Here is a 15,516-nt window from a genome sequence, read left to right as displayed (position 1 = left end):
GGAAACGGTACTGCAGTAATCAATACTGACGGAACAGTAACTTATACTCCGAATGAAAACTTCAACGGAACTGATACTTTTGAATACACAATCTCTGATGGTAACGGTGGAACAGATACCGCTACTGTAGTTGTTACAATTACACCGGTTAATGATGAACCTGTTGCGAATAATGATACTGCCACTACAGATCAGGAAGTTCCGGTAACAATTACAGTTTTAGATAATGACACCGATATAGATGGTGACGAACTGACCGTGATTAATACTACAAATCCGGAGAACGGTTCAGTAGTAATAAATCAGGATGGAACGGTAACTTATTCTCCAAACGAGAGCTTTACAGGTGAAGATACCTTCACATATACTATATCAGACAATAATGGTGGAACAGATACGGCTACGGTAATCGTTTTCGTAAATGATACTGAAGGACCTGAGATCGCCTGTCCGGATACTCTTAACCAGGAGAATGATCCTGGAATTTGTGAAGCCGTTGTAGAATTCAGCTTACCGGAAATAGTTGATAATTCAGGAAATGCAACGATCGAGCAAACTTCTGGTCCTGCTTCCGGAGAAGTATTCCCGGTTGGAACTACCACCGTAAGCTTTACAGCAACTGATGCTGCTGGAAATACCAGCTTCTGTAGCTTCGATGTGATCGTAACAGATTCTGAAGCTCCTGTAGTGGAAGAAATGAATGATATTACCTTAAATAATGACGCTGGAATATGTGGTGCTGTTGTTAATTTCGGAATGATTGGAGCAACCGATAATTGTAAACTGGAATCTGTGGAAGTGACCGAAGGTCTAACTTCAGGATCTGAGTTCCCGGTTGGAACTACGACCGTTACTTATACTGTAACCGATGTTTCTGGTAATACAACTACAGAAAGCTTTACAGTAACTGTAGTAGATAATGAAGCTCCGGCAATTAGCTGTCCTGAAAACATGACTGTTGGAACAGCAACTGGAGAATCCTTTGCGATCGTAAACTTTGCAGATGCTACTGCTACAGATAATTGTTCAGTCACTGTAGAGCAAACTGGAGGTCCTGTTTCCGGATCTCAGTTCGAAATTGGAACTACCACGGTAACCTTTACTGCTACCGATGCTGCTGGAAATACTTCAGAGTGTAGCTTTACTGTAACGGTTGAAGACAACGAAGATCCAACGATCGTTTGCCAGGATGATATCGAAATAAGCAATGATGAGGATATTTGTGGTGCTGTCGTTGAATTTAACACACCTCAGGGATCTGATAATTCTGGAGAATTTACGGTATCTCAAACTGCTGGCCTGGCTTCAGGAGAAACCTTCCCTGTAGGAACAACAACTGTAACATTTACTGTTACCGATGCTGCAGGAAATACTTCTGAATGTTCATTCGATATTACTGTTACCGATGATCAGGCACCGGAACTTGAAGCCTTAGAGAATATCACTGTAAACAATGATACCGGAATATGTGGTGCTGTTGTAACCTATGAAGCTCCTACTGCTACAGATAATTGCGAATTAGCCGAAGTTACTTTGACTGAAGGTATGGAATCCGGAAGTGAGTTTCCGGTAGGAACTACAACTGTGACTTACACCGCGACCGATAATAACGGAAATACCGCCACTTCTACTTTCACTGTAATGGTGATAGATAATCAAGCTCCTGTTGTCGAGTGTCCTGAGAATATCACAGTGACAGTTGGCTTCGGAATAGAAAGCAGCATTGTAGAGTACAATATGGCTCAAACGACCGATAACTGTTCTGGAGAGACCATCACTATGACTAGTGGAATTGCTTCAGGTGAAGAGTTTCCTCTAGGTGTGACCACGATCACTTTTGAAGCGACTGATGCTTCTGGAAATACTTCAGAATGTAGCTTTACAGTGACCGTTGAAGAAGAACCTACTCCTGCTCCACCGGCTGCTCCTGAAGTAGATGTGGTACAACCGAGCTGTTCAGAACCAACTGGAACGATCACGGTAGATGTTCAAAATGGATTAACTTATAGCATAGATGGTGAAACCTACCAGGCGAACGGAGTATTTACAAACTTAAGTCCGGGAACCTATGATGTGGTTGCTCAGGATGAGTTTGGTCAACTATCTGATCTTACTACGATCGTGCTGGCAGAACCAGTTGCTGAAGATATTGTACTAATCGATAATGGAGTGGTTGATCTTTGTATCGATGATTCAGCTTTCAATCTTTTTGATCTAATTGCAGATAATGAAGATGTTGGAAACTGGATTGATACCGATAACACAGGTGCGCTGGATAACAGATTTATTACTCCGGGATCTCTGGAACTTGGAACCTATACTTTCGAATTGCAAATCGAGGGGAACTGTCCTCAAAGTACATTCGTAACCGTAATGATCAACGATGACTGTGTTGTTTTGGACTGTAGTGTTCAAGATGTAAGAGATAGCATCTCTAAAGCAGTAACTCCGAATGGTGATAACATCAACGATTTCTTTACTATCGACACGGATATTGCATGTGGATTCACATACGATCTTAAGATATTTAATAGATGGGGTGCCAAGGTTTTCGATGCTAAAAACTACCAGAATAACTGGGATGGATACTCCGACTCGTCATTCACAAGCTCAAATCAATTGCCATCAGGAACATACTTTTATGTTCTGGAAATAAGAGAAGGTAACTTCGAACCAATTCAAGGTTATATTTACTTAGGAACTAAATAAAAAAGGGAAACCATGAAAAAAGTTTATCTAATTATATTAATGCTATTTGCTGCGGCCCCAGGATTTTCGCAGCAGCTCCCTCAGTTTACTCAATACATGTATAACACGGTTTCCATCAACCCGGCATATGCTGGTAGCAGAGACGGATTCTCCATTACTGCCCTTAACCGTAATCAATGGGTTGGCGTAGATGGAGCACCGGTAACCCAGACCTTGTCCATCAATTCTCCATTGCGAAATGATAAGATCGGTTTAGGGCTTTCAGTCATCAATGATAAGATTGGGGACGAAAACACAACCTTTGTGTATGGTGACTTTTCCTATAGAGTAGATCTTAGTGCAGATGTTTCTCTTCGACTGGGCCTTAAAGCTGGTGCTTATTACTATGGACTTGATGATCCAACGATTGGAACAGATCCATTCTTTGCGGATGATTTTAACAGGTGGACACCAAACTTTGGCGCTGGAGCATATCTATCAGCTCAGAACTGGTATGTTGGATTGTCTGCACCTAAATTGATCAATAAAGACAATAATGAGCTGGAAGAGTTTAGAGCATTGGAGCAGGTACACTATTACCTAACTGCCGGATATGTGTTTGATCTTAGTGACAACCTGAAACTACGTCCTTCTACCCTGGTAAAGGCCACTCAGGGAGCACCGCTTTCAGTAGATTTGACTGCTACGGCAATTTTTGATGAAAAGTTTTATCTGGGAGCAAATTATAGAATAGATGATGCCATTGGAGCTTTTCTGGATGTACAGTTGTTTCCAGGCTTCAGAGCGGGTTATGCCTATGAATACTCTGTGTCTGATATTCAGCCATATACTTCAGGCTCTCATGAATTCATTCTTATTTACGAATTCAGATTTAAAAATACCAGATATAAATCTCCACGTTTCTTCTAACTAAAGTCTATAGATTATGAAAAACTACTACATATTTTTCCTTTCTATCTTTATCTGTTCCCTTGGGATGCAGGCTCAAAGTGGAAAACAAAAAAAAGCAGACAGGCTTTACAAAAACTTCGCTTATCTTGAAGCTACTGAAGTTTATAAAGAACTTATAGAAGATGACTACAATGTTACTTATAACTCTACTCGCCTGGGTGATGCCTATATGATGCTACGTAGTCCGGAAAATGCCGTTTTCTATTATGGAGACGTTATTGAAGACACTACCATCTCTCCAGAATATTACTACAAATATGCACAGGCTCTTCGTGGAGTGAAGCGATACGATGAGTCCAGAACTTTCTTAAAACGTTACCTCGAAACAGGAAGAAATTCTGATGGAATACAAACCATGCTGAATAAGGATGAATATAAGAGTATGGCAACTTACAAACTTCAGCAAGCAGATTTTAATTCTGAAGTCAGTGATTTTGGAGTATTCGAGATGGATGGAACGATCTATTTTGTTTCCGCCAGAGCTCAGGATGTAGATGTAAAAGAGAAAACGTATAGCTGGAACGGTGAACCATTTCTGAATATTTATGTGATGGATTCAGAAACAGGGAACATTATGGGTGTTCAAGGTGATATAAATACGACACTTCACGACGGTCCAGCAGTAGTTTCTCCAGATGGCAGTACTATATATTTTACCAGAAATAATTACCTCGGAAATAAAGAAGGAAAAAGAGATAAGGATAAAACGAATCACTTGAAATTATATTCAGCTACCAGTTCCAATGGTTCATGGATAGATGTAAAGGAATTACCTTTCAACAGCAATGAATATTCCATTGGTCACCCTTCACTATCTCGAGACGGCAAAACACTATATTTTACTTCAGATATGCCTAATGGCAATGGCGGAACAGATATCTATAAAGTAACGATCAATGAAGATAACACATATGGGCCTGCAGAAAACCTTGGAGCTCCGGTAAATACAGAATTTGATGAGACCTTCCCGTTTATGGATACCGATGGTACTCTTTATTTCTCTTCTAATGGACATGCCGGATTAGGTTTGTTCGATATCTTCAGATTAGAAGAAGATAGTGATACTGTAGAGAATTTAGGAGAGACCATTAATAGTAGTCTTGATGACTTCGCTTATTTCCAGGTTGAAGATTCCAAGGAAGGTTATATCTCAAGTAACCGCGAAGGAGATGATGACAATATTTTCGTTTTTAATAAGATGAACCCTTTAGTGGTTGCAGGTATAGTATCTGACGCTGTAAATGGAAATCCAATAAGTTCTGCAACTGTGAGGATCATGGATGAAAATGGTGAGGAACTTGCATTTCTCGAAACAAATGAGGATGGTTATTACGAAACTCAAATTGACCGGGATTTAGAATTTCCAGTGGAAGCCAAAGAGATCAAATACGAAACTTTCAATGGAACGATAGATACGAGAGAGACTGATGAAACTGATACCTTAAAATATGATATTCAGCTAAACCCTATTAAAGATGTTGAATACCTGGCTGAAATTGACAATATATATTTTGATTTCGACAAATCGAATATTAGACCAGATGCCGCACAAGAACTGGATAAACTTGTAGCACTAATGCAGGATGAGTATCCAGAACTTGTAATAGCAATTGGTTCTCATACAGATCGTAGAGGGACAGATGCTTATAACGTAAAACTGGCCGAACGTAGAGCTAAGTCAACCTTCGACTACCTGGTTGCTAATGGTATAGCCGAAAATAGAATTCAGGAATACAAAGGATATGGTGAGAATAAACCGGCTATAGACTGTGACAGATGTTCAGAAAAAGATCATCAACTAAACAGACGATCTATGTTTAGTGTTGTTGAAATGAAAGAACAAGAATAAGATATTTTAAGACCCTACCAGAATCGAAGCTGGGGTATCGACAAAGGTTGATATGATAAATAAATCGACCCCAACAAATCGATTTGAAAAGAAAAAGGTTCAGCCTCTAGCCTGAACCTTTTTCGATTTTATAGGTTTCAATTAAAACATTTAGATAAAAAGTTCTATCATGGAAGGTATTTAACGCTTGTTGAACTTATTTCCTAAAGTATCAAGCCCCATTAAATCACTATTTTTATTCTCCTAGGTAGAATCTCATCCTACTCATTAGTCATTTTATTATCTGGAGTCTAAAATTGAACCGTATTTCATTAATATTCGTAAAGATTAATGGACGATATTGGCACAATTAGTGAGTTTTACAACTTGTACCAACATAAGAATGAAACACATGAATATAAAAAGTAAATTAGTGATATTTCTTTTTAGCTTTGGAATCCTTGCTTCCTGCGAGAAAGAGGTAACACCTACTGAAAGAAACCCCAATCTTCCCGAGAATGTTATCGATGAGAACGAAGAACCTGTACACGAAGCGATAGAGGTAGAAAGTTTTGTATATAATGGTTTAAACGAGATCTATTTATATAAGGAGGATGTGCCGGAACTTGCAGATAATTACTTCTCATCATCTACGGAAAAAACAGAATTTCTGGTAGATGCTTCTTCACCAGAATCTCTCTTTGATGATCTAACTGCAGATTTTGACAGATTTAGCTTTATAACTGATGATTATAATGAACTTGAGGAAAGATTTGAAGGAATGAGTGGAGCTACTGGTATCCAGTATGGTATTGGGCAGATCTCTAATTCAGATTTTGTATTCGGTTTTATACGATATGTATTGCCTGGAACATCTGCAGACGAAGCAGGTTTGACCCGTGGTACTGTTTTCACTGAAATTGATGGTCAGCAATTGACCTCTTCAAATTTCATGGAACTTATAGGTCAGGATAGTTTTAGTATTAATGCAGCTTACGTGCAGGACAACCAGATCATTGTAACAGATCAGGTTGTAAATCTAACTGATGATACATATACCGAAAACCCGGTATATATTGCTAAAACGCTGAATATAGATGGTAGAAAAATCGGCTACCTGATGTACAATAGCTTTACGGCAAGCTTCGATGATGATCTCAATGCAGCATTCGCAGAATTTCAGGCAAATGGTGTTACAGACTTGGTGGTAGATCTAAGGTACAATGGTGGTGGTTCTGTAGAATCGGCTGTTGATCTGGCCAGTATGATCACCGGACAATTTGAAGGCGAGATTTTTATGAAGGAACAGTGGAACGATAAATATCAAACCTACTATGAAGCTCAGAATCCTGAAGCTTTATTAAATAGATTTGATAGAAATGTTAGAAGTGGTTCATCGATAAACAGCTTAAATTTATCTGAAGTTTATATACTAACATCAAGATCCAGTGCATCTGCCAGCGAACTTATCATCAACGGCCTTGATCCATATATTACCGTGAACCAGATAGGAGATCGTACGGTAGGAAAATTCCAGGCTTCAGTAACTCTCTACGATAGCGATGACTACACAAGAGAAGGTGCTAGTGAAAACCATACGTATGCTATGCAGCCATTAGTATTCAAATCGATTAATGTAGATGGTAATTCAGATTACATTAATGGATTACAACCGGATGTAGAGTATATAGAGGATCTAAATAATCTTGGAGTTCTTGGCGAACCTTCAGAACCTCTTCTGGAAGTTGCCATCAATAGCATTCTGGGACGATCCAGTATTTCCAAGTCAAGAGTAAACAGGATGGAAATTGAGCTTCTTGGTGAAAGCGGGATGAATAAAGCCGACTTTCAGGAAATGTATATCGATCGTATTCCAGCTGTGATTCAATAGTTGAATTTTGATTTATTGTAGCTAAAATTTTATTGAGATAATAAAAAAGGGAACAGCCTCTAGCCTGTTCCCTTTTAGATTTGGGGGGTGTATGTATTATTCTATTTTTTTACAAATATGTTCGTGAAATAATTTTTCCCTTCAGCATCCTGTCTAACAGAAATTCCAAAATGAGTATAATTCCCTTCAATGTTGTCTTTGTGCCCTCTACTCTTTAGCCATGCATTAATTACTGCTTCAGAAGTTCTATATCCATAACCTACATTTTCTCCTACCTTGCTCGCACCTACTGCATTCATCAAATAGGAAGCTCTATCAGAAAAGTTATCATGACTAACTGCACCTGCATCTATCATATAGTAATTATGATCTTCAGATTCAACTGAACCTTCAGCTAGCGGCAGTAATTCACTCAACCCATTAGCTTTTCTGTAAATATTAAGATCTTCTAAAATCTCAACTTCCAGGGCGCTGTATTCATAAGAAGCACGACTGGTTACAGTTTGATCATACCCGGTTACATCATCTCCAGAATTGTCCTTAGAACAAGATGTAAGAAACAGAGTACATAAAATCAAGATTAGTCCGGGTGAATAAAATTTCGTCATAATAGAGGTTCATTTAGATTGGGATGATAAATGTACATATTATATCGATGAAAAACATCAGTCACTTTAAATACGACTAATTATATCAATATTTTAACATAAACTGTAGGAATTTACAGCTAATTATCTGGAGATATGTCAATTAAAGAACTATTGGAAGAAATATTAATGTGTTATTCAACGACTATTTCCTGTCCGTCGTCGCCTAAAATTACATTTGTAAAAATAGTAAATGCTTCCTCTTTAAATTTATTAATATCGCCATAGCGAGTAGAATAGTGACCAAGAATGAGCTTACCTACTCGGGCAGATTTAGCAATTTCAGCAGCTTGTTTAGCGGTGCTATGCTTAGTAGGAGCAGCGAGTGCGGCTTCGCTTTCGAGAAAGGTTGATTCATGATAAAGAGCAGTCACTTCCTGGATCAATGGAACCATTTCAGAATTATACATCGTATCACTACAAAAAGCATAGGATAGAGGTGCTGCAGGATCTTCTGTGACCAAATTGTTTTTTACCAGGATGCCATCTTCCGAAGTGACATCCTTGCCCTTTTTTAAACTTTTAAATAGCGTATAATGAATGTTTCTTTGCTGGGCTTCATCTATAAGTAGCTTTCGATCACCTATTTTTTCTTTAAATAAGAATCCATTGGTATAGACTCTATGTTTCAAAGGAATAGTGCTCACTGTAACATCTTCATCTTCCAAAACAACCTCAGATTCCCTGGAACTCAGTTCATGGAAAATTAATGGGTATTTAGTCCAGGCTCCGCTTAATTGAAGTTGTACTGTAATAAACTTTTTGATGCCTTTGGGTCCATGAATATGAAGTTCAGATTCCCGGTTTAGTAAAGAAAATGTAGAAACAAGTCCTACCAGTCCAAAGACATGATCACCGTGAAGATGCGAGATAAATATATGTTTGATCCTGGAGAACTTAATTTTATTTTTACGCAGGGCAACCTGAGTGCCTTCACCACAATCAATAAGAAAAAGATGATTTTTAATCTCCAGAACTTGTGAAGTTGGATTAGTGAAACTTCTGGGAGTAGCGGCATAACAGCCAAGGATCGTAATTTTTAACTGGCTGTTACCCATTTTTAAAATCCAAGATCACGCTGAATCTCGTCCATCTGTATCATGTCCTCTGCTTCCTGCAATGTTGGGACTACGATTAATTCTTCCGGTAATTCATCTATTCCCAATGCATCATTAACGATCACAAAACTTTTCTTTGATTCTGTATGTAAATTGGAAACCTCTAAAAAAGCCAGCAGTTGCTGGTTTTCTAAATCCTTATGCTTACTTAAATCCACAATGATGTTTGAAGACTCAAAATCCTGATGATGCTTGGTTAACTGACTCGTAAAGTCTGTGAGTTCTGCATTTTCAGCAGAGATAAGTATATAATTCTCCTTTTCGGTTCTTTTCATAATTTCTTTTATTGTTTGATTTTGGATGCGAGCAAATAAATTACAGCCATTCTCACCGCAACCCCATTTTGCACTTGATCAAGTATGATCGCATGTTCAGAATCTGCCACGTCGCTGGTGATCTCCACTCCCCTGTTTATTGGTCCGGGGTGCATGATTACAATTTCTTTATTGAGACTATCCAGCAATTTTTTATTCAACCCGAATTGTTTTACATATTCCCGGGTACTTGGAAAGTAACTAATATCCATGCGTTCATTTTGCACGCGCAACATGTTGGCTACATCGCACCATTCCAGAGCTTTTTTCAGATTCGGTTCAACCTTTACACCCAGAGATTCAATATGCTTTGGCAGCAAGGTTTTGGGCCCACACACTTTGACTTCCGCGCCCTGAAGTTTCAATGCGAAAATATTGGAAAGGGCTACCCGACTGTGAAGAATATCTCCCACGATCACAACTTTTTTGCCGCTTACATCACCAAGCTTCTCTCGAATAGAGTACGAATCAAGCAAGGCCTGGGTAGGATGCTCATGCGCCCCGTCTCCGGCATTAATAATACTGGCGTTTACGTGTCTTGAAAGAAATATTCCAGCGCCGGGGTTGGGATGTCTCATAACCACCATATCAACTTTCATTGAAAGGATATTATTTACGGTATCAATTAGAGTTTCACCTTTATTTACTGAAGAGGAAGCTGCAGAAAAATTTATAACATCTGCACTAAGCCTTTTTTCCGCTAGTTCAAAAGAAAGTCTGGTTCGTGTACTATTTTCAAAAAAGAGGTTCGCGATGGTAATATCTCTTAAAGAAGGAACTTTTTTGATTGGTCTGTTGATCACTTCCTTAAAATGATCTGCCGTCTTAAATATTAATTCTATATCCTCCTGCTGAAGATATTTGATTCCCAATAAGTGATCTACACTTAATTCACTACTCATGATCCAAGTCTTTTGCAATTAAATAAACCGCATCTTCTCCATCCTGTTCTTTCCAGCTTACTTTCACTTTCTCATCATTGATAGCATCTACCTGTCTTCCGGTGTAATCTGGCTGAATTGGTAAATGTCTGCTGAACCGCCTGTCTATCAAGCTTAATAATTCAATTTCGAGCGGTCTTCCGAAGGATTGGATAGCGGTCAACGCCGCTCTTATGCTTCGGCCGGTATAAAGAACATCGTCAATAAAAATTACATTCTTATCCTCTACTACAAAATCTATTCTAGTCTTATTCGCTTCCAGAGGTTTCTCTCCTCTTCTGAAGTCATCGCGGTAAAAAGTAATATCAAGCTGACCAGTTTTCAAATGATCCAATCCATACTCATCTTTCAAAATGCTGATAATCCTTTCAGCAACATATATTCCACGAGGCTGAATTCCTATAAGTACGGTATCTTCGAAATTTGTATGCTTTTCTACTAATTGACAGGCCAACCTGTGAAGAATGATATCAAGTTGATTTGAGTCTAAAAGAACTTTGCGGCTCATAAAACTGGTTGTAGATTAAAACAAAAGTAAGGCTTTTTTTGGATTGATCTTTTACTAAACTTTAGTCTGATCGTTTTATCATTTCACTGCTGAAAACTATTCATTAAATATTTATATCCAGTTTATTTCTTAGAAATTCTTCAATGGCTTTCTCAACGATCTCGGTATCCTTCGATTTGATATCACTTCCTACGAAATGGGTTTCCGGGGTGGCCAGTGGTTTCAAAACTACCATTGAGTCTGGAGTACTCAGTAATTTATGAATATTTTCATAGATATCTACCTCTACATGTTCATCTTCCTGGATAAAGTTCTTATGATAATATAGGGTCAATACAGGACAATGCACCTTCTTAAAAGTCTCCGGTATCATTGTGGTTTCGACGAGAACCTGAAGATCTACGAGAGCCCGGGATGGATAAATCGTATCCCAGTACTGGGTAGCGATTCGTTGTTCATGCTCAATTTTCCTGTTGTCCCCAAAATTTATTAAGCTCGCAATCTCGTAACCCCACGGAGTACTCAGCACAAAAGTACCAGGTTGATCATCCTCGAGATTTGGCCCCATATTAATGAGTGCATAAACGTCCTCAGGATATTCAGCAGCAAGCTTAAACGCCAAAGTTCCGCCAGTAGATGTACTCATTATAATCACCTTTTCTCCAATCTGTTTACCTATGGCTAAAGCTTCCTTTGCAGATTTCCAGGCATTCTCTCCGTTAAAATCATCCAGACTTGCCTGAGGCTCAAGACCGTGACCTGCCCAGCGAGCATAGTAAATATTTGCATTTAATTTCTTAGCAATATTTTTATTTACTGGATAACCATCTCTATAACTACCTGCAAAACCATGGAGATAAATGATGCTATATTCTGTTTTGCCAGGTGTTTCTCCATACCATTCTATGCGAGCCTGGTTATTCTTACGTGTTGGCTTTATAGATTCGCTATCGTTAATAGGATCTTCCAGTTCGGTTAGACTGGAAGCTATTTTAGGAAGCTGTAGATCGTATTCAGGTTCCTCGGGAACTGGTCCGGTAAAGTAAGTGACTACGAGAACCGCCACGAGAACAAGCACAATCCAATATCTGTTTTTCATGCTTCAATATTACTGAAATTTGACTAACCTCTTCGCTTAGACCTGAGCTAAATCTATCCTAAATATGATCAGTAAGAACTGTTATTCTTTCGAATTCCAGACGGTATACTGCAATATGAACCAAATATAAGTTTAACCTGAATCAACCAATTAATACCAAAATTCGTGCTTTTTAAAAGTTTACTGTTGCTTAAACCGAAGAAAATATCTTAATTGCAGTAATGGATTCCCCCAATCTATTACAATCTATGACCTATGCAGAACGTGAGAGAACATGAAATCTCATTAATTATGCAAGAACCTCATGTTTTTGAATTTGTTCAAAAGTATGGCTTGCATGGATTTTTGATATATAAACCGGAAGAACCAGATTACATCTGGCTCAATATTCAAATCTTGCGATACCTGGGATTCGCTCCTCCATCACATATACTGAAAAAAAGCAAAGCCGAGGAATATCTTAAGTTTTCGAACTGGAAAGAGTTAATTTTAAAAATTAAACAGGATCCCGAGAAGTCCGGTCAAATAAGACTCAAAACATCCAGAGGTCACTTCAGAAAGTTTTCTTATAAGGTTATTCAGTTACCTGACGGTGCACTCATCTTTGCTCTGGAAGAACAGAAGCAGAATGTTATTCAGCAATTGTCTGATAATATAGCTGGTGGAACGAGCAGCGAGGAGATCAGCCAGATGAAAAAAAGGTTTGAACTCAAAAGGTTGTTTATAGAACAGGCTCCTTCTGCAATAGCCATGTTCGATAATGATCTAAAATATATTGCTGTTTCAAAACGCTGGTTAAAGGACTATCATATTGAAAATATCGATGTGGTTGGAAAATCACATTACGAGATCTTTCCTGAAATTGGAGAGGATTGGAAGAAAATACATCAGGAATGTCTTAGCGGTGCGATACACAGCATGGATGAAGAATGTTTTGTTCGTGCAGATGGCTCAAAAAACTGGATCACCTGGGAGGTAAGACCCTGGTATAATTCTGAAAATCGAATTGGAGGTATCATCATGCATACCGCAGATATTACTGATATTAAGAATAGTGAGGCTGAAAACCACCGAAAGCAGGAACTAATGGAAAAAGTTCTGGAAAGCGTTGAAGTAGGGATCGTAGCCTGTGATGCTAAGGGTAATCTTACATTATTCAACAAGGCAACTAAAGATTGGCATGGCCTACCAGCTAAACCTGTTCCTAAAGAAGAACTTTCCATGCATTACGGCTTGTACAATGCCGATGGCACGCGAGCTCTGGAACAGCACGAAATACCACTTATCAAAGCATTCAATAACGGGTCAATCGCTAATGAAGTCATTAGAATACGACCAGTTCGCGGAGAAGAAATTACAGTTTCGGTAAATGGTGTTCAGCTTTTCGATCATGATGGCAACCTGGATGGAGCGGTAGTAGCCATGCATAATATTAATCACCGGCTTCAGGCAGAAAAGAAGTTGCGTATTAGTGAGCAAACATTTCGTGGCAGTTTTGAACATGCCGCCATTGGGATGGCAATTCTGGATATAAACGGTAACTGGCTAAGTGTAAACAAAAGTCTTTGTAATATTATAGGCTATACCGAAGAAGAGCTCAGGAAACTAACATTTCAGGATATTACCCATCCAGACGATTTAAATAGCGACTTAAATCTACTAAATGAGCTGGTTGCCGGGCAACGCGAATTTTATCATATGGAAAAAAGGTATTTCCATAAGAACGGATCGATCGTATTCATCAAACTTGCCGTATCACTGGTTCGGGATCATAAAGGCAGACCTTTACATTTTGTTTCTCAAATAACTGATATCACTAAAGAAAAGATCGCTTCAGAAAAACTGCGATCAACTTTAAACAAACTGGAAGGCATCTTCAATGCAAGTACCCACGTTAGTATCATTTCAACAGATTCTGAAGGGCGCATAGAATCATTCAACAAAGGAGCTGAGAGGATGCTTGGGTACACCCAAACTGAAGTCTCTCAGCAATTGAACGTTACTGCTATTCACGTTTCTAAAGAACTTGAATCCTTCTCCAAAAACCTCTTCAGTGATTACGAAAACTATGATCTTCCACAGTTCCTGAATAAGATTTCAAACAGCAAAAATTTGAAAAATAAGGACTGGACTTATGTTCGAAAAGACGGTACAGAATTTCCTGTGCAACTGGCAATTACTTCAATTTCAGATAACGGTGAGAATACAGGATACCTTTTTATGGCTATCGATATTACAAACCTGAAGATAGTTGAAGAAGAACTTTCCAGCGTAATGACCATCACCCAGGAGCAGAATGCCAGACTCAAAAACTTTGCTCATATAGTTTCTCACAATTTAAGATCTCATTCCAGTAACATTGGGATGCTACTGGATCTGGCGATGCGTGACTATCCAGAATTAAAAAAGAATGAAATCTTCTCACATCTAAACAATGCATCGGGAAATCTATCGGAAACTATTGAACATCTTAACGAAGTCACCCTGATCAATACTGCCGTTGAAGAGAATTTGGGTGCTGTGAATCTATGTAAAAGCGTAGAAAATATTACTCATTCTATTACGGCCATTGCTGCCAGACAAAATGTTGATATATATAATAACATTGCAGAAGATATCCATGTTTTAGGTGTACCGGCATATATAGATAGTATTCTTCTCAACTTTATGACCAATGCTGTTAAGTACAGTTCTTCGGAAAGAGATGCATTTATAAAATTAAGCGCCAATGTATTGGGAGATGGATTTGTACGAATTGACATTGAAGATAACGGCCTTGGTATAGATCTCAAAAAGCACGGAAGAAAGCTGTTTGGAATGTACAAAACCTTTCATAAACATAAAGATTCCAGAGGAATTGGGTTATTTATTACGAAAAATCAAATTGAAGCCCTGCAAGGTAAAGTTCAGGTCCAAAGTGCACCTGGACAAGGAACCACCTTCTCAATCTATTTAAAAAATTATGATAAAAGTTGATATAGCCTGTATCATAGATGACGATCCAATTTTCATCTACGGAACAAAAAGGATCATGGAAATGGCAAATTTTGCCGAAAGTATTATGGTATTTAAAAATGGTGAAGAAGCAATCACCAAATTACGTCCTATCATAGAATCCAATGAGTCAGTTCCGGATATTATTTTACTGGACCTGAATATGCCTATTATGGATGGATGGCAATTTCTGGATGAATTCATAAAAGTTCCAAGTTCAAAAAAGGTTATTATTTATATAGTGACTTCTTCAGTAGACCCGGATGATGTAGAAAGGGCAAAGAGTTATGGTGAAGTGGATAATTATTTGATCAAACCAATTAAAGCAGATCAACTCATGGAACTAATGGATAACTTTCAGAAGAACTGAACCTTTGATAGAAAATTTTGTGGAATAGAATCTAGAATCTTTAAGAAAAGAATGGATCAGATAAAATGTTTCAGATTAGATTAATTTCGGTAGAAATGTTTCAGAAAAGAAAAACCTCCTTAGCGAACTAAGGAGGTTTTAAATTT

Annotated in this window: 12 protein-coding genes; 6 read left to right on the top strand and 6 right to left on the bottom strand. The window is 38.3% G+C overall.

Annotated elements, in window-relative coordinates; all coding sequences use genetic code 11:
• The 4 genes from ACSHZO_RS15020 to ACSHZO_RS15005 form a co-directional block, all read left to right on the top strand.
• On the top strand, positions 1–2,709 hold a 2,709-nt coding region (locus ACSHZO_RS15020), incomplete at its 5' end, for an HYR domain-containing protein (RefSeq protein WP_298248234.1).
• Positions 2,710–2,721: 12 nt separating this feature from the next.
• Positions 2,722–3,618, top strand: a complete 897-nt coding sequence (locus ACSHZO_RS15015) for a PorP/SprF family type IX secretion system membrane protein (RefSeq protein ID WP_298248233.1) — start codon at positions 2,722–2,724, stop codon at positions 3,616–3,618.
• Between the two features lie 16 nt (positions 3,619–3,634).
• The gene (locus ACSHZO_RS15010) at positions 3,635–5,509 is read left to right on the top strand and encodes an OmpA family protein (RefSeq protein WP_298248232.1); all 1,875 of its coding nucleotides are present in this window, start codon (positions 3,635–3,637) and stop codon (positions 5,507–5,509) included.
• Between the two features lie 391 nt (positions 5,510–5,900).
• The gene (locus ACSHZO_RS15005) at positions 5,901–7,379 is read left to right on the top strand and encodes a S41 family peptidase (RefSeq protein ID WP_298248231.1); all 1,479 of its coding nucleotides are present in this window, start codon (positions 5,901–5,903) and stop codon (positions 7,377–7,379) included.
• Positions 7,380–7,480: 101 nt separating this feature from the next.
• Here the strand turns inward: ACSHZO_RS15005 and ACSHZO_RS15000 are convergent, their stop codons facing one another.
• The 6 genes from ACSHZO_RS15000 to ACSHZO_RS14975 all read right to left on the bottom strand — a co-directional run bounded on the left by ACSHZO_RS15000 (position 7,481) and on the right by ACSHZO_RS14975 (position 12,006).
• Entirely contained in the window at positions 7,481–7,987 is a 507-nt protein-coding gene (locus ACSHZO_RS15000; RefSeq protein WP_298248230.1) for a CAP domain-containing protein, read from the bottom strand.
• A gap of 173 nt (positions 7,988–8,160) precedes the next feature.
• Positions 8,161–9,084 (bottom strand): ribonuclease Z, encoded by a 924-nt coding sequence (locus tag ACSHZO_RS14995; RefSeq protein WP_298248229.1) that lies wholly within the window; start codon positions 9,082–9,084, stop codon positions 8,161–8,163.
• Between the two features lie 2 nt (positions 9,085–9,086).
• Positions 9,087–9,419 (bottom strand): ribonuclease Z, encoded by a 333-nt coding sequence (locus ACSHZO_RS14990; RefSeq protein ID WP_298248228.1) that lies wholly within the window; start codon positions 9,417–9,419, stop codon positions 9,087–9,089.
• Positions 9,420–9,427: 8 nt separating this feature from the next.
• The gene (locus tag ACSHZO_RS14985) at positions 9,428–10,360 is read right to left on the bottom strand and encodes an aspartate carbamoyltransferase catalytic subunit (protein WP_298248227.1); all 933 of its coding nucleotides are present in this window, start codon (positions 10,358–10,360) and stop codon (positions 9,428–9,430) included.
• Entirely contained in the window at positions 10,353–10,907 is a 555-nt protein-coding gene (gene pyrR / locus ACSHZO_RS14980; protein ID WP_298248226.1) for a bifunctional pyr operon transcriptional regulator/uracil phosphoribosyltransferase PyrR, read from the bottom strand. Before pyrR ends, ACSHZO_RS14985 begins: the two co-directional genes overlap by 8 nt.
• A gap of 103 nt (positions 10,908–11,010) precedes the next feature.
• Positions 11,011–12,006: an alpha/beta hydrolase gene (locus ACSHZO_RS14975; RefSeq protein ID WP_298248225.1), complete on the bottom strand. Its 996-nt coding sequence runs from the start codon at positions 12,004–12,006 to the stop codon at positions 11,011–11,013.
• A 255-nt stretch (positions 12,007–12,261) separates the two neighbouring features.
• Here ACSHZO_RS14975 and ACSHZO_RS14970 point away from each other — a divergent pair, with 255 nt between their 5' ends.
• Both ACSHZO_RS14970 and ACSHZO_RS14965 read left to right on the top strand, forming a co-directional pair.
• A complete protein-coding gene (locus ACSHZO_RS14970; RefSeq protein WP_298248224.1) occupies positions 12,262–14,982 on the top strand; it encodes a PAS domain S-box protein in 2,721 nt (906 codons plus the stop codon).
• A complete protein-coding gene (locus ACSHZO_RS14965; RefSeq protein WP_298248223.1) occupies positions 14,969–15,370 on the top strand; it encodes a response regulator in 402 nt (133 codons plus the stop codon). Before ACSHZO_RS14970 ends, ACSHZO_RS14965 begins: the two co-directional genes overlap by 14 nt.
• The last annotated feature ends 146 nt before the right edge of the window (positions 15,371–15,516 follow it).

The sequence above is a fragment of the Christiangramia sp. 3-2217-3z genome, assembly GCF_051195275.1.
Classification (GTDB): Bacteria; Bacteroidota; Bacteroidia; order Flavobacteriales; family Flavobacteriaceae; genus Christiangramia; species Christiangramia marina.
The sequence above is the reverse complement of the archived record's forward strand: the minus strand, read 5'-3'. Positions and strand labels throughout refer to the sequence as shown.